The following is a 19,268-nucleotide window of genomic DNA, read 5'->3' as shown; positions in this document are numbered from 1 at the left end:
ATGCGTCAGTCGCGGCGTTGCGCAGTGACAAAGGCCGCCAGGCTGGCAATGCTGGCGAAATGCTCGCGCATGTTGCGCGTTTCGGGATCGATGACGATGCCGTAGCGTTTTTGCAGCGCCAGGCCCAGTTCCAGCGCATCCACCGAGTCCAGGCCCAGTCCGTCGCCGAACAGGTGGGCTTCGCGGTCGATGTCGTCAGGCGTAATGTCTTCCAGCCCCAGGGATTCGATGACGAGCGTCTTGAGCTCAAGTTCCAGTTGATTCATCCAGCTTTGACTCCACTTCCACCGCCATGGGCGACGTGTTCGTTCATTAAGGCGCCGTCTTGCGCGGTGCGCGCCAGCTCGGCTTCGAAATAGGCATGCAGGTAAGCGTTCATCTTGCGGCCGGCGATCGGCAGGGGATGCGCATTGCTCCAGGTTGCCGGATCGATGTCTTCCCCGACCTGAATGACATAGCGCATCCGGCAAGGGGGGATCCGATACCACGGCTCGCCCTTGGTCAGGCTGCGCGGATTCATGCGGATGACGACGGGCGTCACGACGCGCGCCCCGCGCAGCGCGATGGCGCAGGCGCCGCGATGGAACTGCGGCAGGGCGTCGGGCGGCGTGCGCGTGCCTTCCGGAAAGACGATCAGGGTTTCGCCGTTGCGCAGCACCTCGGCGGCGCGGTCGAACATGTCGAAGCTCTCGTCATTGGTGATGTAGCCGGCATTGGCGATCGGCCCGCGCGTGAACGGATTGGTGGCCAGGCCGTGCTTGACGATGCAGTTGGCGTTCTTTACGTGTCCGACGAGGAATACGACGTCGAGCAGCGAGGGGTGGTTGGCCAGGATCATCTGGCCGGGCTTGCCCAGGCGCTCGGCGCCCTTGAACTCCACGGTCAGGATGCCCACGCGGACCATGAAGCGGATGAACAGCCGGAAGGTGCCGTTCAGCGCCCAGCGCGCGCGCCGCTGCCGGTCCAGCCGGGTGCCCGGCAACAAGCGCTGCGGCGGGAACACCATCACGCGCAGCAGCACCCCGCCCAGGCCGAACATGGTGAAGGCGATGCCGGTGGCGAACAGGCGCCAGAGCCAGAAGTCTTGCCGGGTTTGGGTGGTGCCGGTCATGCGGTGCGCGTCCAGGTCCATTGGCGGAAGCGGTTCGCGTGCCGCCAACTGGGGGTTTGCAGCGCAAGGTGGCGCAGCAGGTTCAGGGGGTTGGGCCAGAGCCGGGGGGCGTCGTCCGCGCCCGACGCCGCGCCCGGCGCCAGCGTCCAGTCCGTGCCGGGGCGCAAGCGGAAAGCGGCGGCATAGGAAAACGGCGCATCGTCCGTCCAGGGGGCATAGGGGCGGGGCGGCTGTTCTTCGGCCAGCACCACCAGCACGTTCTCGTGGCCCTGGTCGAACAGCATGGCGGCTTCAATGAAAGCGTGTTCCAGGCCGTCGTCTTCCACCGACAAGGCGACGGACTCGGCCGTTTCGCGGCGTATGATCGACCACTGCGCGGCGATGGCGTTGTGCACGGACAGGCCAAAGGCCGTGGGCGACAGCGGTTCGTCCGCCGCCAGCGATTGCAGCAATCCGAAGTTGCGGCTGGTTTCCCCGTGCCGGGACGCGAACACCAGCGGCATGTTCGCGCAGCCCTCGGCCAGCGGCCACGCGCAGGCGAACACCCCGCGAGCCAGGGGGCTCAAGCGGCGGCGTTGCATGGGGGGCAGGAAGTCGAGGCGGGGAGCGCTCTGCTCTCCGAGGGGGCAATATGGGTGTTCGGCCCAGTCCTGCCAGCTGTTCGGGTCTTGAAATCCTTGCGTCCAACCTTGCCATTGCGCGATTGAAAACGTCAACATAGCGCGCGATTCTACTATGTCGGTATATGGCAATCTTGTTTTAAAGAGTTACTCATCACACACATCTCTGCTATGTGGTTACAAATAGTTTAATTAATTCGTTACGTTATTTCGTGAACGTTCAGGAACTTTTCATCTGGTGGGCGGACCAAAGCGCCGCCGCTCGCTATTGTGTTAATGACTTGTCGCCCGATGATGCGCGGCGGGCCTCGGCCATCCGCAGCCCGAAGGCGGCGGACGACTGGAGGGTCAGCCGCGCCTTGCTGCACGCCATGCGGACGGCGGTTCCCCCGCCGGGCGCGACATCGCTCAGCCACAGCGGCGGCCACGCGGTCGGCGCGGCGGCTCCCGCGGGCTGGAAGGTGGGGGTGGACCTGGAACGCATCCGGCCGCGCGACGTCGAGCGGTTGGCGCAATGGGTTTGCGCGGCGTCCGAGCGCGAGGCATTGGCCAAGCTTGAGGGCGCCGCGCGGCTCGATCACTTCTATATGTTATGGACCTTGAAGGAAGCCTTCATCAAGGCGGCCGGGCTGGATTTTCCGGCGGACATGGCGTCGGTGGGGCTGGAGTCGGCGCCCGGCGGGCAGCAATTGCGCGCGCCCCCCGGGGCTTGGCGCGCCTGTTCTTACCGCTTGGGTGCGGACTGGATGGCGTCCGTGGCGTGGCTGGAGCCGGCAGCGGGGCCAGCCGGCCCGATCCGGCCCCAATGGCGCGGCGCGGCGGCTTGCCCGTTACCGACGCTTGCCGTTTTGGGGCAGTGGCAGGCCGGAATCTGATCAGCCCAGGGGTTTCGCGCTGCGCACTTAAAGATGTATTATAAATATATGTTTAAAGGCGAACACGATCGCAATACAAGGAGCAGCAGATGTTGAGCCCCCAAATCCGCGCGCTGGTCAAGGCCACGGCCCCCGTCCTGAAGACGCATGGCGTAGCGCTGACCAAGCATTTCTATGCGCGCATGTTCGAGCACAATCCCGAGCTCAAGCACATCTTCAACCAGGCCCACCAGGCCGGCGGCCAGCAGCAGCACGCGCTGGCCGGCGCGGTGACCGCCTACGCCGAGCACATCGACGATCCTTCCGTGCTGATGCCGGTGGTGACGCGCATCGTGCACAAGCACGTCAGCCTGGGCATCCGGCCGGAGCACTACGCCATCGTGGGCAAGCACCTGCTGGCTTCCATCCGCGAAGTGCTGGGCGAGGCGGCCACGGATGAACTGGTGGACGCCTGGGCCGCGGCCTACGGCCAGCTTGCGGATCTGCTGATCGCCGAAGAGGCCCGCCTGTATGCGGAGTCCGCCAACAAGCCGGGCGGCTGGACGGGCTGGCGCGCGTTCCGGGTGGTGGGCAAGCAGCCCGAAAGCGCCGAGATCACATCCTTCTACCTGGCGCCGGCCGACGGCGGCACGGTGCCGGCCTACCGCCCCGGCCAGTATGTGTCGGTGCGGGTCTACGTGCCCGAGCTGGGCCTGATGCAGCCGCGCCAGTACAGCCTGTCGGACGCGCCGGGCCAGGATCGCCTGCGCATCTCGGTCAAGCGCGAACCGGCCGGCGGCCAGACCCCGGCCGGCCGCGTGTCCAACGCGCTGCATGACCGCCTGGAAGAGGGCGGCGTGCTGGACGTGGCGCCGCCCCAGGGCGATTTCCACCTGCGCGAAGACGGCAATGCGCCGGTCGTGCTGCTCAGCGGCGGCGTCGGCCTGACGCCCATGGTGTCGATCCTGAATCATCTGGTGCGCGCCAACGACGACCGCCAGATCCGCTTCGTCCATGGCTGCCGCAACCGTTCGGTGCACGCCATGAAGGACCACGTCAACCACATCGCCGCCGAACGCGGCAACGTGCGCAAGGCGGTGTTCTACGAGGAGATCGGCCACGGCGACGAGCCCGGCCGCGACTACGACTACCAGGGCCGCGTGGATCTGCACGCTATCCGCGACGAGGCCATCGTGCCCGGCGCGGACTATTACCTGTGCGGTCCCGCCGCCTTCATGCGCGCCCAGCGCGAGGCGCTGGTAGGCCTGGGCGTGGGCGAAGACCGCATCCATGCCGAGGCGTTCGGCAGCGGGGGCGCGCCCGCCTGAGCGGTGTATCCTGGCGGCCTGATCCTCCCGGCCGCCCGGGGCCGCCCCCCAACCCGCCATGCAACTGACCCGATTCACCGACTTCGGCCTGCGCGTCCTGATGTACCTGACGCAATGCCGCGACCGGCCCGCCGCCGTCACCATCCCGGAGATCGCCGACCGCTTCAGCGTGTCGCGCAATCATCTGGTGAAGGTGGTGCATTTCATGGCGCAGCGCGGGTGGGTCAGCACGTCGCGCGGCAAGGGCGGGGGGCTGAGCCTGGCGCGTCCGGCCACGGACTACCGGGTGGGCGACCTGATCCGCGAACTGGAGCAGCAGGGGCCGCTGATCGATTGCCGCGAGCCGCCCTGCGCGCTGGACGGCTCGTGCCGGCTGTCGGGCGTGCTGGCGCAGACGCTGCAGGCATTCTACGAAGCGCTCAACGGCTACACGCTGGCCGACCTGGTGCGCGACCCCACGGCGGCCGCCATCATCAGGCTGCATCGCGCCGCCTGAGGCGGGGCATGATGTTTGGTTATGGTTCCTGCGGCGTTTGGCATTTGCCGGCGCGGCCGCGCCCGTTACAGAATAGACGCCGTTAGCAGTCTTTTTGGATGATGGTATGCGCGTGTGTGTGATTGGCGCCGGCGTCGTGGGCGTTACGTCGGCCTACTTCCTGGCGCGCCAGGGTCATGATGTGGTGCTGGTGGACGGGCAGCCCCGTCCCGCGGAAGTCTCCAGCTACGCCAACGGCGGCCAGCTCAGCTACAGCTACGTGGCGCCGCTGGCCGGGCCGGGCGTGCTGCCCAGCGTGCCCGGCTGGCTGCTGCGCCAGGACTCGCCGCTGCGCTTCCGGCCGCGGCTGGACCCGCACCAATGGCGCTGGTGCCTGCAGTTCGTGCTGGCGTGCCGCGCATCGGTGGCCAAGGCGTCCACCGCCCAGCTGCTGACCCTGTCCTATCTCAGCCGCGATGTGATGCACACCTTGCTGGAGCAGGAGAACCTGGACTTCGGCCACTTGAAGAACGGCAAGCTCATCGCCTACCGTAGCGCGGAACTGCTGGACAAGGCGCGCGCGCTGGTGGCCTATCAGGCCGCGCACGGCGCCGAACAACAGGTGCTGGACGCCGCCCAGACCCTGGCGCGCGAACCCGCGCTGGCCGGCATGGGGGCAAGCCTGGCGGGCGCCATCTACACGCCCAGCGAAGAGGCGGGCGATTGCCGCCAGTTCACCGAAGCGCTGTTCGACCGCCTGCAGGCGCTGGGCAATGTGCAGTGCGCCATGTCCAATCCGGTGTCCGGCCTGCAGCGCGAAGGCCGCCGCATCGTGGCCGTCAACACCCGCGACGGCGATATCGGCGCCGACGCCGTGGTGCTGGCCACCGGCATGGGCACGCGCGCCTTGCTCAAGCCCCTGGGCCATGACGTGCCGCTTTATCCCTTGAAGGGCTACAGCCTGAGCGTGCCGCTGGCGGACGACGATACGGTGGCGCCGCGCATCAGCGTGACGGATTACGAACGGCGCATCGTCTACGCCCGGGTGGGCGGGGTGCTGCGGATTGCGGCCATGGTCGATATCGGCAGCGCCAACGCCGACATCGACACGGCGCGCATCGGCCTGCTTAAGCGCCAGGTGCTCGAGGCGTTTCCGGCGCTGGACCTGAGCCAGGCCATCCCCTGGGCCGGATTGCGCCCGGCCACGCCCACCGGCAAGCCCCTGATCGGACGCAGCCACGCGGCGGACAACCTGTGGCTGAACATCGGCCAGGGCGCGCTGGGCTTCACCCTGTCTTGCGGCAGCGCCGCCTTGCTGACCGCGCAGATGGCCGGCATGGAATTGCCGCTGGACGCCGCGCCGTTCCAGCCCTGACGAAAACCGGAATGTCCACTTTGCGATAGTCCCTGCCTTTTCGTCGGCAGACGGGCTGACCGCCGCTCAATAGGATATCGGTCATCCCCCGCGCAAGCCGCCTTCGGGCGCCGCGCGCGGCGGGAACCGATCCCATCCTCCGAGCGAAATCATCATGTCCTATCTGTTTCCGCTGTTCGCCATCCTGTTCTGGGCGGGCAACGTCATCGTGTCCAAGATGGCCGCCAGCGCCATCTCTCCCACCGCCATCACCTTCTACCGCCTGGTGCTGGCGCTGTTCCTGATGGGCCTGTTCACGGCCCGGCCCGCCTGGCGCAACCGCAAGGCCATCCTGCGGCACTGGCCCAAGCTGGCGCTGTACGGCGCCCTGTCGTCGGCGGTGTTCCAGGCGCTGTCCTACCGGGCCGCGGAAACCACCACCGCCACCAACATGGCCATCCTGACGGCGCTGATCCCGCTGCTCAGCATGCTGCTCAGCGTCGCCATCCTGCGCGATCCACTGACGCTGGGCATGGCCGCGGGCGGCGTGCTGTCGTTCCTGGGGCTTCTGTACCTGGTGGGCCAGGGCGACATGCTGAGCGTGTTCCAGCACGGCATCCATGCCGGCGACGGCCTGATGCTGCTGGCGGCCTTGTCCTATGCGCTGTATGGCGTGCTGCTGCGCCACTGGAAGGTGCCGGTTCCGGCCTGGCAGTCCACCTTCGTGCAGTCGATCTTCGCGCTGCTCTACATGCTGCCGCTGTACCTGCGCGTGCCGCCCGCGCAGGCCGCGCTGGACGCGGACACGATTCCGCTCATCCTCTACGCGGGCATATTCTCGTCGGTGCTGCTGTCGTACCTGTGGATAGAAGGCGTGCAGCGCCTGGGCCCGAACCGCTGCAGCATCTTCATCAACCTCTTGCCGCTGTTCACCGCGCTGGCCGCTTTCGTCATGCTGCGCGAGCAACTGCACGGCTATCACCTGCTGGGCGGCGCGGTCACGCTGGGCGGCGTGCTGCTGGCGCAGACCGTGCAGCGGCCCCTGTTCGGCCCGGCACGGGGCCGGACGCTGGCGGCGGGCAAGGCGTAGCCGTCCGTTCACGGGCGTTCAATACAGGCGCCGGCTCCCGCCGCATAGTGGCGCTCTTTAAGCGGGGGGGAGCCCATGAGCATTTTCCAAAGGACCGCCATCGCCCTGGCGCGCAGCCCGGGCGTAGGGCGGGCAATGCGGACGATGGCGGCCCGGTCGCCGCTGGCGCGCCGCTTCGTCGGCGGCGCCGACGTGGACGCTGCGGTCCGGACCGCCGCGCGCCTGCGCGAGGCGCACGGCATCCGGGCATCCCTGTTCTACCTGGGCGAGTACGTGGCGGAGCGCGAGGCCATCGAGCACAACGTGAACCAGGCGATCGGCGCGTGCCGCGCATTGGCGCGGGCGGGCCTGGACGCGCACGTCTCCGTCGACCCCACCGCCATCGGCTACATGCACAGCGACGCGCTGGGCGAGGACAATGCCCGCCGCATCGGCATGGCGGCGCGCATTGGCGCCGGAAGCGGGCGCGACTGGATGGTGCTGGACATGGAAGACGCCGGCATCCTCGACCGCACATGCGCCCTGCACCGGGACTTGCTGGACGCGGGCATCCCGGCGGGCCTGACCCTGCAGGCGCGGCGGCGGCGCACGCCGGAAGACCTGGCCTGGGCGATTCGCCAGCGAACGAGCCTGCGGCTGGTCAAGGGCGCGTTTCCCGAGCGCGCGCTGGACCACGCGGGGCGTGCCCGCATCGACCTGGCCTATCTGGATGCCGCGTCCATCATGCTGTCGCGCGAGGCGCGGGAATCGGGCTTCTATCCGGTTTTCGGCACGCACGACGACCGGCTGGCCGGCGCCATCATGGCGATCGCGCGGGAGCGCGGCTGGTCCGCCGATGCGTTTGAATTCGAAATGCTGTACGGCGTGCGCCCCGATTGGCAGCTGGCGCTGCGCGGCTTGGGCTATAACGTGAGGGTCTATCTCCCGTTTGGCGCCGACTGGTGGCCGTACGCCGTACGCCGTTCGCCGGGTGGGAGAGAATCCTCGCAACGCGTGGCTGCTGGCCCGTTCCCTGACGTCGGACGGGCGCTATTTCGGGTAGCCGCGGCCGGCTGGCGCATTCATGGCGGTTTCCCAATATATCTGGCATTGCGGCGCGGGCCTGCCCGGCGACGTGCTCATCGCGGACTTGCGGGCCTACCGCTATGCGCCGCATTTTCATGACGCCTGGTCCATCGGCGCCATCGCGCGGGGCCGCTGCGATTTCACGGTGCACGGCCAGGCGCACACGGCAGGCGAGGGCGACCTGGTGGCCATCCCCCCGGGGCGGGTCCATACCGGCGGCACGTCCGCCGCGCCGCTGGCGTATCGCATGGCGTACATCGATCCCGCCTGGTTCCAGGACCACGAACGGGCGCTGTACGCCGGCGGCGCGCGCCTGGCGGGCCCGGTCATCGCCGATCCCGCGCTCTGCGGCCTGTGGCTGGCGGCGCTGACGCCGGACCCGATCCCGCTTGCGGAGCGCCGCGAGCGTATTTCCGCCGCCTTGTTCGGGCTGCTGGCCGCGCATGCCCAGGCCCAGGAATCCGCGCCCGCCGAGACGGCCGATGTCTGCGCCTTGCTGCGCGAGCGCATGGCGTCCGATCCCGCGTGCGCGCCGGACCTGGAGGCCCTGGCGCTGGCGCAGGATCGCCATCGCACCACTCTGGTCAAGCAGTTCGCCCGGCGCTACGGCCTGCCGCCGCAGGCCTGGCTGCGCAACTGGCGGGTGGCGCGCGCCCGGGCGCTGCTGCGCGGCGGCCTGCCGCTGGCCGACGCCGCCCAGGCGGTGGGTTTCGCCGACCAGGCGCACCTGACCCGCGTGTTCAAGCAGGTCTACGGCAGCACGCCGGGCGTGTTGCGCAAGGCGGGCTCGGGCGGTTCCCAGACGTTGTGACTGCGGGGCGTTTCGATCCGGTAATCGGAGTATTTCAGGGTGAAGAACCCGGCGCCCAGCTTTTCCGCGGCCAGCAGGGGCTGGCGCGGATCTTTCGCGACCTCGCCGCGCCGGTTGCCGGCGCCGTGCACGTAGCCGACAAAATCCGAATGGGTGTAGCGCGCGTACTCCTGCACCTGATGCACGATGCCCAGCGCCGCGCCGGGATAGGTCTCTTCCGAGGCGACGGCCAGACCCAGCCGCTTGCCGGTCATGCGCGCCTTGACGCGTTCCGGCTCGGGTCCCGAGCCCACGTAATGGGTGAACGAGCGGTCGAAGAACGCCTTGGTCTGCGCGGACATGCCATACCAGTAGACGGGCGTGCAGACCAGCACGCCGTCGGCGGGCAGGAAGTGTTCCAGGAACAGCTCGGCATAGCGGTCCGCGGGCGCGTTCGCGTGGCGCAGGTCGGGCAGGAAACCCTGGATGTAGTCGTCCAGGAACAGCAGGGCGGCGGACGTGCCGGCCGCGGTCGCTCCGCGTTGCGCGGCCGCGCCCAGCGCCGCGCTGTTGCCGTCGCGGCGCGGGCTGCCCACCAGGATGAGCAGCCGGTTTGATTGGTGATTTGAATTCATGCCTGACTCCTTGGGTAGAAACGAAGATCTCGATCCGGTTGCTCAAAGTCTGGGTCGATAAAGGCCGGACGACAAATGATCATTCCTTGGGTAAGATGAATTCAATTCATTGATTGGTCTCGTCATGTTCGCCACGCTACCCGTCACCGCGCTGCGCACGTTCGAGGCCGCGGCCAGGCTGCGCAGTTTCAAGCTGGCCGCGGCCGAGCTCTCGGTCACGCCCACGGCGGTCTCCCATCAGGTCAGGGCGCTGGAGCGGCACGTGGGATGCGCGCTGTTCGATCGCGTGCCGCGCGGGGTGCGCCTGACCGACAAGGGCGCGCGGCTGTTTGCCGGCGTGCATGGCGCGTTGCTGGATGTGGCGCAGACGCTGGATGCCTTGCGGCCCGCGCCCGCCGCGGGAACCCTCACGGTATCCACCACGCATTCGTTCGCGGCGTTGTGGCTGGTGCCACGCCTGGGCCGGTTCCATCAGGCCTATCCGCAATACCGGCTGAGCCTGAACGCCAGCGCCGAGCCCGTGGACCTGCTGCAGGACGCCAGCGTGGACGTGGCCATCCGCTACAGCCGCCAGCGCTACCCCGCGCTGCATGCGGCCTGCGTGTTGCCCGAATGGTTCGGCGTGTACGGCGCGCCCGCGCAGGTGGCGCAGGCGGGCAGGCGCGTGCCGGCGCTGGTGACCGTGCGCTGGCGCGACTCCGCGCTGTACGACGAAGGCTGGCGGGAATGGTGCGAGGCGGCCGGGCTGCCCGCCTGGCGCCGGCCGGCGGCCGAACATGCCTACGAGGAAGAACACTATGCCCTGCAGGCGGCCATTGCCGGACAGGGGCTGGTGCTGGCCAGCTCCGTCATGGCGTCGGACAGCGTCGGCGCTGGAACCTTGGCGGCCTACCGCCCCGAGGTTCGCGTAGCGGGCTCGGCCTACACCGCGCTGTGCGCGCCGGGGCGGGAACGCCACCCGCCCGTCAAGGCGTTCCTGGCGTGGCTGCGCAAGGAATTCCGGGCTTGAGCCCAGTCCAGGCGCGGCGCCGGATGCGGCCTGGCGCTGGCGGACCGTGAATCAGGAACTTGTGTTTTATAGTTTTGAAAAATCAGCGGAGCCCGCAGGCAGTGAATCGATTTCATGAAATGACGGTGTTCCTGGCGGTGGCCGAGGCCCAGAGCTTCGCCGCGGCCGCCCGGCGCCTGGAGATGTCGGCGCCCACGGTCACGCGCAGCGTCGCGGCGCTGGAACGCCGGCTGGGCGCCTTGCTGCTGGTGCGCACGACCCGCAGCCTGCGCCTGACCGAGGCCGGCCAGCGCTACGCCGCGGATTGCCGGCGGATCCTGGACGAAGTGGAGCAGGCCGACGATGCCGCCGCGGGAGCAATGTCCGCGCCGCGAGGCGCGCTCAGCATCACCGCGCCCGCCTTCTTCGGCGAACTGCACGTGATGCCGGCCGTGCTGGGCTACTTGCGGGAACACCGCGAGGTCTCGGTGCGCGCGCTGCTGGTGGACCGCGTGGTGAACCTGCTGGACGAGGGCATCGACGTGGCCGTGCGCATCGGCGCCCTGCCGGACTCCACGCTGACCGCGGTGCCGGTCGGGCACGTGCGACGCGTGGTCTGCGCTTCTCCCGGCTTTCTGCGGCAGCACGGCGTGCCCGAGGACCCCGAGGCGCTGCATCGCTTTTGCACGATCACCATGGCGATGGAGGGCAGGGGGCCGCAATGGCGCTTCCTGCAGGACGGGCAGGCCCGGCGGCTGAACGTGGAATCGCAGCTGACCGTCACGTCCTTCCAGGCGGCGGTGATGGCGGCCTGCGAGGGCTGGGGCCTGACGCAGGTGGTGTCCTACCAGGTGGCCCGGCATCTGGCCAGCGGCGCCCTGCAAGTGGTGCTGCGCGATTTCGAGCTGCCGCCCCGGCCGGTCCATGTGGTGTTTCCGGAAGGCCGCAAAAGCTCGGCCAAGGTGCGCAGCTTCGTGGAGTTCTGCGTCGAGGCCCTGCGCCGCGACCTGGCCGCGCTGCCGGCCTGATCCGCTTTCTTTCATCCGCCGCAAGAGTGTCTTGCCGGCGCTGGCCGTTCCCTTGCGGCGGGCGGGGGACCAAGATGGAGCCTTGATTCCACCTGAGAGCCCCTCATGCCGACCACCCCCCTCACGTTCTACAGCTTTCCGTATTCCGGCCATGCGCACCGCGTCGCGCTGATGCTGTCGCTGCTGGACGTGCCGCATCAAACCGTGAACGTGGACCTGCGCAGCGGGGAACAGAAGCGGCCCGGATTCCTGGCGCTCAACGCCTTCGGCCAGGTGCCGGTGATCGACGACAACGGCGCCGTGATCGCCGACTCCAACGCCATCCTTGTCTATCTGGCCAAGCGCCACGGCGGGGAGGCATGGCTGCCCGCCGATCCCGCAGGCTCCGCGGCGGTGCAGCGCTGGCTGTCGGTGGCGGCCGGCCCGCTGGCGGCCGGGCCCGCGGCCGCGCGCCTGGTGACGCTGTTCGGCGCGCCCTACGACGTGCAAGCCACCCTGGCGCGCGCGCATGCCTTGCTGGCCGTCATGGAAGGCGAGCTGGGCAGCCGCGAGTTCCTGGCGGGCAACGCGCCGACCATCGCGGACGTGGCCTGCTACGCCTACGTGGCGCATGCGCCCGAGGGCAATGTGTCGCTTGCCGGCTATCCCCATGTCAGGGCCTGGCTTGCCCGCATCGAGAACCTGCCGCGCTTCGTTCCCATGGCCTCGTCGCCCGTGGGCCTGCTGGCCGCCTGAAGGCGGGCCTCGCGCCCGCAAGGACACCCTCATGACCATCACCGAAACGAACGCCGCCGCGCCGCTGCCCTGGCATGCCGGCGAACGGCGCCTGCAGGAACACGCGGGCGTTGCCGCGCGCATGGAACAGGTCGGCCGCAAGGTCCTGCGCGACTACATGCCCGACCAGCATCGCGAGTTCTTCGCGCAGTTGCCCTTTCTGGTGGCGGGCGCGGTGGACGGGCAGGGCGATCCCTGGGCGGGCGTGCTGGAGGCCGAGCCGGGCTTTGCCGTGTCGCCCGATCCGCACACGCTGCGCGTGGCCGCCATGCCCGATGCGGACGATCCGCTGCGCGCCGGCCTGGGGCCGGGCAAGGCGGTCGGCCTCTTGGGAATCGAGCTGCATACGCGCCGGCGCAACCGCATGAACGGCCGCATCGCGGCCTGGGACGGCAAGCGCTTTGACGTGTCGGTGGCGCAGTCCTTCGGCAACTGTCCGCAGTACATCCAGTCGCGCGATGGCTATTTTTCGCGCTCGCCGTCCTTGCGCTTTGCCGCGGCCCTGCCCGAACGCGATGGGCTGGACGCCGCGGCGCGCGCGCTGATCGCGGCGTCCGACACCTTCTTCGTCGCCAGCTACGTCGACAGGCAGGAGGAGGCCGGCGGCCGCGGCGTGGATGTCTCGCATCGAGGCGGCAAGCCGGGCTTTGTGCGGGTCGACGGCAATGTGCTGACCATTCCCGATTTCTCGGGCAACCGTTATTTCAACACGCTGGGCAACCTGATCGCCAATCCCGTGGCGGGCCTGCTGTTCATTGATTTCGAGCGCGGCGACCTGCTGCAGCTTTGCGGGCGGGCGGAAGTGGTTCTGGACGATCCGGAGATCGCCGCCTTCGCGGGGGCGGAACGCCTGTGGCGCGTGCATGTGCGCCGCGCGGTGAGGCGGCCGGGCGCGCTGGCCTTGCGCTGGCGGTTCGATTCCTACTCGCCGACCGCGCTGGCGACCGGGCGCTGGCCGGCGGCCGCCTAGGGCTGCGCCGTCTTCTGCACGACCGCGTCGTCGGGGCCCAGCACGCGGCCATCCTGCGCGCGGATCTCCATGCGGCGCACGGGCTGGCCGCGCTTGCGGTCGACCAGCGTCGAGTGCGCTTCGGCGGGGCCGTAGTAATGGGCCTCGCCCCATTGGCGCAGGCCGACGATCACGGGGAACAGCGCCTGGCCCTTTTCCGTGAGCACGTATTCCTGGTAGGCGCTTCCGTCCGAGGCGGGCGCGACGGCCAGGATGCCGTGGGCGACCAGGGTGCGCAGGCGGTCGCTGAGGATGTTCTTGGCCACGCCCAGGCTTTTCTGGAATTCGCCGAAGCGGCGCAGTCCGTCGAAGGCGTCGCGCACGATCAGCAGCGACCACCAGTCGCCAATGGCGTCGAGCGAGCGCGCCACGGGACAGGCGGCGCCTTCAAGGCTGGTGCGTTTGACCATGTCGTGTCCTTTTGGATGGAAATGACGGTGTGTATTTTTCGGTTGCATTATAAAACCTGAAGACCTAGCATTCTAGTTTCGTTATAAAACCACATAAGGATCGTGATGCCTGCTGCCCACCCCCAACCCCCCGCTTGCGAGCCCGAGGGCCGGATGTCCACCGCCCTGGTCATGCTGCTGGCCGCCGCATGCGCCTTGAGCGTCGCCAACGTGTATTACGCGCAGCCCTTGCTGGACGCCATCGGACGCGAGTTCCGCATGGACGAGGCGGCGATCGGCATCGTCGTCACCGCCACGCAGCTGGGTTGCGCGATCGCCCTGCTGTTCGTGGTGCCGCTGGGCGACCTGCTGGACCGCCGCCGGCTGATGCTGGCGCAGCTTGGCCTGCTGGTGCTGGCCCTGGGCGCGGTGGCCTTGTCGGCGAACACGCCATGGCTGCTGGCGGGCATGGTGGTCCTGGGCCTGCTGGGCACGGCGATGACGCAAGGCCTGCTGGCGCTGTCCGCCGCGCTGGCCGCGCCGTCCGAGCGCGGCCGCGTGGTGGGGGCGGCCCAGGGCGGCGTGGTGATCGGCCTGCTGCTGGCGCGGACGCTGGCCGGCGCGGTGGCGGACCTGTGGGGCTGGCGCGCCGTGTATCTCGTGTCCGCCTGCCTGTCCGCCGTGCTGGCGCTGGTGCTGGCCCGCTGGCTGCCACGGCGCCGACTGCCCAGGGCCGAGCTGCGCTACGGCGCGCTGCTGCGTTCGGTTTTTGTCCTGCTTGCGACCGAACGCGTCCTGCGCGTGCGCGGCATGATCGCGCTGCTGATGTTCGCGGCCTTCAGCGCATTCTGGACCGCCCTGGTGCTGCCGCTGAGCGCGCCGCCGCATTCGCTGTCGCACACGGCGGTGGGCGCGTTCGGGCTGGTGGGCGTGGTGGGGGTGCTGATGGCGGCGCGCGCCGGCCGGCTGGCCGACAGCGGCCAGGGCCAGAAGACCACCGCGGCGGGACTCGCGCTGCTGTGCCTGGCCTGGGCACCGATCGCCTTTCTGGATCAAAGCCTGTGGGCGCTGGCGCTGGGCGTGCTGGTGCTGGACGTGGCGATGCAGGCGCTGCATGTAACCAACCAGACGATGATCTTCAGCATCAGCGCGCAGGCGCACAGCCGCCTGGTGGGCGGCTACATGATGTTCTACGCGGTGGGCAGCGGCCTGGGGTCGATCGCGTCCACGGCCGTGTACGCGCGGGCCGGCTGGCTGGGAGTCTGCGCGCTGGGCGCGGGCATCAGCCTGGCCGCGCTGCTGTTCTGGGCGGCGACAGCGCCGCGCAAGGCGTCCCGCTTGCGCGGGACGCCGGGCCAGGCCCGCATATAGGGCCTCTGCGAGGCTGCTTCCAGCGCAAGCGAGCCTAGGCCGCTACGGCTGGACCTCGTATTCGCGCGATCCCAGCACCACCGCCGCCAGGCCCGGCGCCTGCGTCAGCTTGTGCAGCGCATAGCACTGCGCCGTGGCGATCTTGGCGTTGTGGAACGCCGGATCTTCCGCCTGGCGATCCAGGCTGGCCAGCAGCGCGCGCGCCATTTGCCAGCCGGCAAGGGTCGTGCCCGCCAGCAGCAGGTAGGGGACCGCGGCGCCGAACACCGCGTTGGGATGGCTGGCGGCATTGGCCAGGATGAAGTCGACCGCGCTGGCCAGCGCCTGGCGGGCCTCGCGCAGCGGCGTCAGCATCCGCTTCGCGGCGGGTTCGCCGCGGGCTTCCAGGTCGCGTTCGGTCTGGCCGACCGCTTCCAGCAGCGCGCGCGCCACCGCGCCGCCGTCGCGCAAGGTCTTGCGGCCGACCAGGTCGTTGGCCTGGATGGCGGTCGTGCCTTCGTAGATGGTCAGGATGCGGGCGTCGCGGTAGTACTGCGCGGCGCCGGTCTCTTCGATGAAGCCCATGCCGCCATGGACCTGCACGCCCAGGCTGGCGACGTCGATCGACATCTCGGTGCACCAGCCCTTGACGATGGGCACCAGGAATTCCTGGATGGCGAGCTGGCGCTTGCGTTCTTCAGCGTCGGGGCTGGCGTGCGCCAGGTCGGCGTGGCCGGCGGTAACGTAGGCCAGCGCGCGGCCGGCTTCCGTCAGCGCGCGCATGGTGCCCAGCATGCGGCGCACGTCCGGGTGCTGGATGATGGGCACGGCATCGCGCGACGAGCCGTCCACCGGCCGGCTCTGCACGCGCTCGGCGGCATAGGCCAGCGCGTGCTGGTAGGCGCGGTCGGCGATGGCGATGCCTTGCACGCCCACCGCGTAGCGGGCGGCGTTCATCATGATGAACATGGCGTCCAGGCCGCGGTTTTCCTGGCCGACCAGGTAGCCGAGCGCGCCGCCCGCGTCGCCGAATTGCAGCGTGGCGGTGGGGCTGGCCTTGATGCCCAGCTTGTGTTCGATGGACACGCAGGCGACGTCGTTGCGCGCGCCCAGCGTGCCGTCGTCATTGATCAGGAACTTGGGCACCAGGAACAGCGAAATGCCCTTCACGCCTTCGGGCGCATCCGGCAGCCGGGCCAGCACCAGGTGCAGGATGTTCTCGGTCAGGTCGTGCTCGCCGTAGGTGATGAAGATCTTGGTGCCGGACAGGCGGTAGGCGCCGTCGCCCACGGGTTGGGCGCGGGTGCGGATCATGGCCAGGTCGGAGCCCGCCTGCGGTTCGGTCAGGTTCATGGTGCCGGTCCACTGGCCGGAGATCATGGGGCCGATGAAGCGTTCGCGCAGTTCGGGGGAGCCGGCCGTCAAAAGGGCCTCGATGGCGCCGTTGGTCAGCAGCGGGCACAGCGCGAACGACAGGTTGGCGGCGTTCAGCATCTCGGCGCAGGGCGAACCGATCAGGCCGGGCAGCCCCTGGCCGCCGTATTCCACCGGATGCGTCATGCCCTGCCAGCCGGCGTCGGCGTACTGGCGGAAGGCCTGCTTGAAGCCCGGCGAGGTGGCGACCGCGCCGTCGCGCCAGGCGCTGGGTTCGCGGTCGGCGGGGTGGTTCAGCGGCGCCAGCACCTCGGCGGCGAAGTGGGCGGATTCTTCCAGCACCGCCTGGGCGGTGTCGGGCGTGGCCTCCTCGAAACCGGGCAGGGCGGCCACTTGCGGCAGGCCGGCCAGATGGTTCAGCACGAACAGCATGTCTTTCACGGGGGCTTGGTACGTCATGGCGTATGCGCTCCTGGATTTTTTGGGGGAAGAGGGTTCAGGCGGCCTTGTCGGGGCCGGCCGTGTCGATGGCGGACGCGGCGCCGACCGCGGCGCGCAGCTCGAATTTCTGGATCTTGCCGGTGGAGGTCTTGGGCAGTTCGCCGAAGCGCACCGCGCGGGGCACCTTGAAGCCCGGCAGCAGCAGCTTGCAGTGCGCAATGATCTCTTCGGCCGTCGCCGCGCAGCCGGGCTTGAGCTCGACGAAGGCGCAGGGCGTCTCGCCCCATTTGGGGTCGGGCATGGCCACCACCGCCACCGCCGCCACGGCGGGGTGCCGGTAGAGCGCGTCCTCCACCTCGATGCTGGAGATGTTCTCGCCGCCCGAGATGATGATGTCCTTGCTGCGGTCCTTGATGCGGACATACCCGTCGGCCGTCATCACGCCCAGGTCCCCGGTATGGAACCAACCGCCCGCGAAGGCTTCCTCGGTGGCGCGTTCGTTCTTCAGGTAGCCCTTCATGCAGATGTTGCCGCGGAACATGACTTCGCCGATGGTCTCTTCGTCGGGCGGCACGGCTTGCATGGTTTCCGGGTTGCGCACGGACACGCCGGCCTGCAGGTGATAGCGCACGCCCTGGCGCGCCGTGAGCTGCGCGCGCCGTTCGTCGTCCAGCGCGTCCCAGGCGTCCTGGCGGGCGCAGACGGCGGCGGGGCCGTAGACTTCGGTCAGGCCGTACACATGGGTCAGCTCGAAGCCGATGTCGCGCATCTTGGCGATGACGGCGGGCGCCGGCGCGGCGCCCGCCACCATGGTGCGCACGGCATGCGAGATGCCGGCGCGCATCTCGGCGGGCGCGTTGGCCAGCGCGCTTTGCACGATGGGCGCCCCGCAGTAGTGGGTGACGCCTTCGTCGCGGATCAGGTCGAACACGGTCTGGGGATCGAACTTGCGCAGGCACACGTTCACGCCCGCGCGCGCCGCGATGGTCCAGGCAAAGCACCAGCCGTTGCAGTGGAACAGCGGCAGCGTCCACAGATAGACCGGGTGCTTGGGCATGTCCCATTCAAGGATGTTGCTGATGGCGTTCATGTAGGCGCCGCGATAGTGGTACACCACGCCCTTGGGATCGCCGGTGGTGCCCGACGTGTAGTTCAGCGCGATGGCGTCCCATTCGTCGGCGGGCGGCTTCCAGTCGTACGCGGCGGGGGCGGCGGCCAGGAAGTCCTCGTAGTCGGTGGCGCCGGCCAGCGTGGCGGGGGCGCCCTCCAGGTCGTGGACGGAGATGACCTTCAGGTGCGGAAACTCGGCGCGGGCCCGCTGGGCAAGCTCGGCGTATTCGGTGTCGATGATCAGTGCGCGGGCCTCGCCGTGGCCCAGCATGAACAGCACGCTGGGGGCGTCCAGGCGGGTGTTCAGCGTATTGAGCACGGCGCCCAGCATGGGCACGCCGAAGTGGGCCTCGACCATGGCGGGAATGTTGGGCAGCATCACGGCGACGGTGTCGCCGCGCTTGATGCCGGCTTGCGCCAGGGCGCCCGCCAGGCGCTGGGCGCGTTCATAGGCCTGCGCCCAGGTCCGGCGCACCTTGCCGTGGACGATGGCCAGCCGCTGGCCGTAGACTTCCGCTGCCCGGGCGATGAAGTCGACGGGGGTCAGGGCCGCGTAATTGGCCTCGCGGCGCGCAAGGCCGTGATCGAACATGCTGCTCATGCTGTGTCTCCAATGGGCGCGGGCGCCTCTTGTCTGTTTGCGGGGAGTTTGATCCCCGTCGCTTGCGTGAGCTTAGGCGCGGCCGGAAAATACTGTCTGTCGCCTGCATGACAGACCGCCGGCCGACCCCGCTTTACGCAAGTTTTACACGGTTCCGCACATGTCCGATGTTTCAAACATAGTTTCCCCGGCGGAGCTGGCCAGCCTGTTCCGGGCTTGCGCCTGGTTCGCCGCGCTGGAGGCCAGCCACCAGGACCTGGTGCTGGCCACCTCGCGCGCCGAACACGTGGCCAGCGGCGCCTGGATCGCCCGGCGCAACGCGCCGTCGGATTACTGGCTGGGGGTGAACAAGGGCCTGCTGAAGCTGGCGATCTACAACGAGTCGGGCCGCAGCTGCACGTTTTCAGGCGTGCCGCCGGGCGGCTGGTTCGGCGAGGGCAGCGTCATCAAGCGCGAGCTGCGCAAATACGATGTGGTGGCCATCCAGCCGTCGCTGGTGATGCTGGTGCCGTCCGCCACGTTCCATGCGCTGCTGTCGGCCAGCCTGCCGTTTTCGCATTTTGTCATCGGCCAGTTGAATGACCGCATGGGCGAGTTCATCGCGTCCATCCAGAACCACCGTTTGCTGGATGCCGATGCGCGGGTGGCGCAATCGCTGGCGCAGCTGTTCAACCCGCAGCTGTATCCGTCCACCGACCTGACCCTGGCGATCTCGCAGGAAGAGCTGGGCTATCTGACGGGCCTGTCGCGCCAGCGCGTCAACCAGGCGCTGCAGGCGCTGGCCGACCTGGGAATCCTGGCGCTGGCCTACAACCAGATCAAGGTGCTGGACCTGGAACGCCTGCGCCAGTACGGGCTGGACCAGTTCTGAGGGGCGGGGGG

At 69.1% G+C, this 19,268-nt stretch carries 20 protein-coding genes; 13 read left to right on the top strand and 7 right to left on the bottom strand.

The annotated features are described in order from the left end of the window. Positions 1-5: 5 nt before the first annotated feature. Genes ACFWP0_RS26100 through ACFWP0_RS26090 form a run of 3 tightly spaced genes read right to left on the bottom strand, consistent with a single transcriptional unit; the run spans position 6 to position 1,830 of the window. A complete protein-coding gene (locus ACFWP0_RS26100; protein WP_377847136.1) occupies positions 6-266 on the bottom strand; it encodes a phosphopantetheine-binding protein in 261 nt (86 codons plus the stop codon). Next, complete coding sequence (locus ACFWP0_RS26095; RefSeq protein ID WP_377847134.1) at positions 263-1,111, bottom strand: lysophospholipid acyltransferase family protein; 849 nt, start codon at positions 1,109-1,111, stop codon at positions 263-265. The genes ACFWP0_RS26100 and ACFWP0_RS26095 overlap by 4 nt, the downstream gene beginning before the upstream one ends. After that, positions 1,108-1,830 carry a beta-ketoacyl synthase chain length factor gene (locus ACFWP0_RS26090; protein WP_377847132.1) on the bottom strand — a complete coding sequence of 241 codons (723 nt, stop codon included), beginning with the start codon at positions 1,828-1,830 and terminating at the stop codon, positions 1,108-1,110. Before ACFWP0_RS26090 ends, ACFWP0_RS26095 begins: the two co-directional genes overlap by 4 nt. Before the next feature lie 182 nt (positions 1,831-2,012). Between ACFWP0_RS26090 and ACFWP0_RS26085 the strand changes: the two genes are divergently transcribed. The 7 genes from ACFWP0_RS26085 (at position 2,013) to ACFWP0_RS26055 (ending at position 8,708) form a co-directional block, all read left to right on the top strand. After that, positions 2,013-2,606: a 4'-phosphopantetheinyl transferase family protein gene (locus tag ACFWP0_RS26085; RefSeq protein WP_377847131.1), complete on the top strand. Its 594-nt coding sequence runs from the start codon at positions 2,013-2,015 to the stop codon at positions 2,604-2,606. 89 nt (positions 2,607-2,695) lie between these two features. Beyond that, positions 2,696-3,913 carry an NO-inducible flavohemoprotein gene (gene hmpA / locus ACFWP0_RS26080; protein ID WP_377847129.1) on the top strand — a complete coding sequence of 406 codons (1,218 nt, stop codon included), beginning with the start codon at positions 2,696-2,698 and terminating at the stop codon, positions 3,911-3,913. A gap of 58 nt (positions 3,914-3,971) precedes the next feature. Then, positions 3,972-4,409: an Rrf2 family transcriptional regulator gene (locus ACFWP0_RS26075; protein ID WP_377847127.1), complete on the top strand. Its 438-nt coding sequence runs from the start codon at positions 3,972-3,974 to the stop codon at positions 4,407-4,409. A 106-nt stretch (positions 4,410-4,515) separates the two neighbouring features. Continuing rightward, positions 4,516-5,763: a D-amino acid dehydrogenase gene (locus ACFWP0_RS26070; protein WP_377847125.1), complete on the top strand. Its 1,248-nt coding sequence runs from the start codon at positions 4,516-4,518 to the stop codon at positions 5,761-5,763. Between the two features lie 154 nt (positions 5,764-5,917). Further along, the gene (locus ACFWP0_RS26065) at positions 5,918-6,832 is read left to right on the top strand and encodes a DMT family transporter (RefSeq protein ID WP_377847123.1); all 915 of its coding nucleotides are present in this window, start codon (positions 5,918-5,920) and stop codon (positions 6,830-6,832) included. Positions 6,833-6,907: 75 nt separating this feature from the next. Further along, a complete protein-coding gene (locus ACFWP0_RS26060; RefSeq protein ID WP_377847121.1) occupies positions 6,908-7,996 on the top strand; it encodes a proline dehydrogenase family protein in 1,089 nt (362 codons plus the stop codon). Continuing rightward, positions 7,896-8,708 (top strand): AraC family transcriptional regulator, encoded by an 813-nt coding sequence (locus tag ACFWP0_RS26055; protein ID WP_377847120.1) that lies wholly within the window; start codon positions 7,896-7,898, stop codon positions 8,706-8,708. Before ACFWP0_RS26060 ends, ACFWP0_RS26055 begins: the two co-directional genes overlap by 101 nt. Here ACFWP0_RS26055 and ACFWP0_RS26050 read toward each other — a convergent pair. Next, on the bottom strand, positions 8,648-9,322 hold the full coding sequence (locus ACFWP0_RS26050) for a flavodoxin family protein (protein ID WP_377847118.1): 675 nt from the start codon (positions 9,320-9,322) through the stop codon (positions 8,648-8,650). The two genes, ACFWP0_RS26055 and ACFWP0_RS26050, sit on opposite strands and share 61 nt — an antisense overlap. A 124-nt stretch (positions 9,323-9,446) precedes the next feature. On the opposite strand from ACFWP0_RS26050, the gene ACFWP0_RS26045 reads away from it, so the two are divergent. From ACFWP0_RS26045 to ACFWP0_RS26030, 4 genes are all read left to right on the top strand, one after another. Next, positions 9,447-10,331: a LysR substrate-binding domain-containing protein gene (locus ACFWP0_RS26045; protein WP_377847116.1), complete on the top strand. Its 885-nt coding sequence runs from the start codon at positions 9,447-9,449 to the stop codon at positions 10,329-10,331. Between the two features lie 101 nt (positions 10,332-10,432). Next, positions 10,433-11,338 (top strand): LysR family transcriptional regulator, encoded by a 906-nt coding sequence (locus ACFWP0_RS26040; protein WP_377847114.1) that lies wholly within the window; start codon positions 10,433-10,435, stop codon positions 11,336-11,338. Positions 11,339-11,443: 105 nt separating this feature from the next. Further along, positions 11,444-12,073 carry a glutathione S-transferase family protein gene (locus ACFWP0_RS26035; protein WP_377847112.1) on the top strand — a complete coding sequence of 210 codons (630 nt, stop codon included), beginning with the start codon at positions 11,444-11,446 and terminating at the stop codon, positions 12,071-12,073. 31 nt (positions 12,074-12,104) lie between these two features. Then, positions 12,105-13,082 carry a pyridoxamine 5'-phosphate oxidase family protein gene (locus tag ACFWP0_RS26030; protein WP_377847110.1) on the top strand — a complete coding sequence of 326 codons (978 nt, stop codon included), beginning with the start codon at positions 12,105-12,107 and terminating at the stop codon, positions 13,080-13,082. Here ACFWP0_RS26030 and ACFWP0_RS26025 read toward each other — a convergent pair. Then, positions 13,079-13,531: a winged helix-turn-helix transcriptional regulator gene (locus ACFWP0_RS26025; RefSeq protein ID WP_377847109.1), complete on the bottom strand. Its 453-nt coding sequence runs from the start codon at positions 13,529-13,531 to the stop codon at positions 13,079-13,081. The genes ACFWP0_RS26030 and ACFWP0_RS26025 overlap by 4 nt on opposite strands. Before the next feature lie 153 nt (positions 13,532-13,684). Here ACFWP0_RS26025 and ACFWP0_RS26020 point away from each other — a divergent pair, with 153 nt between their 5' ends. Further along, complete coding sequence (locus ACFWP0_RS26020; RefSeq protein WP_377847107.1) at positions 13,685-14,881, top strand: MFS transporter; 1,197 nt, start codon at positions 13,685-13,687, stop codon at positions 14,879-14,881. Positions 14,882-14,923: 42 nt separating this feature from the next. On the opposite strand, the gene ACFWP0_RS26015 is transcribed toward ACFWP0_RS26020, so the two are convergent. Together ACFWP0_RS26015 and ACFWP0_RS26010 are read right to left on the bottom strand one after the other, a co-directional pair. Next, positions 14,924-16,693: an acyl-CoA dehydrogenase gene (locus ACFWP0_RS26015; RefSeq protein WP_377847105.1), complete on the bottom strand. Its 1,770-nt coding sequence runs from the start codon at positions 16,691-16,693 to the stop codon at positions 14,924-14,926. Between the two features lie 37 nt (positions 16,694-16,730). Then, positions 16,731-18,386: an acyl-CoA synthetase gene (locus ACFWP0_RS26010; protein WP_377847104.1), complete on the bottom strand. Its 1,656-nt coding sequence runs from the start codon at positions 18,384-18,386 to the stop codon at positions 16,731-16,733. Between the two features lie 160 nt (positions 18,387-18,546). Here ACFWP0_RS26010 and ACFWP0_RS26005 point away from each other — a divergent pair, with 160 nt between their 5' ends. Then, on the top strand, positions 18,547-19,257 hold the full coding sequence (locus ACFWP0_RS26005; RefSeq protein ID WP_377847102.1) for a Crp/Fnr family transcriptional regulator: 711 nt from the start codon (positions 18,547-18,549) through the stop codon (positions 19,255-19,257). The last annotated feature ends 11 nt before the right edge of the window (positions 19,258-19,268 follow it).

This window comes from Achromobacter sp. NPDC058515, assembly GCF_042721735.1.
Classification (GTDB): domain Bacteria; phylum Pseudomonadota; class Gammaproteobacteria; order Burkholderiales; family Burkholderiaceae_B; genus Achromobacter.
This window is presented reverse-complemented; position numbering and strand designations above follow the sequence as displayed.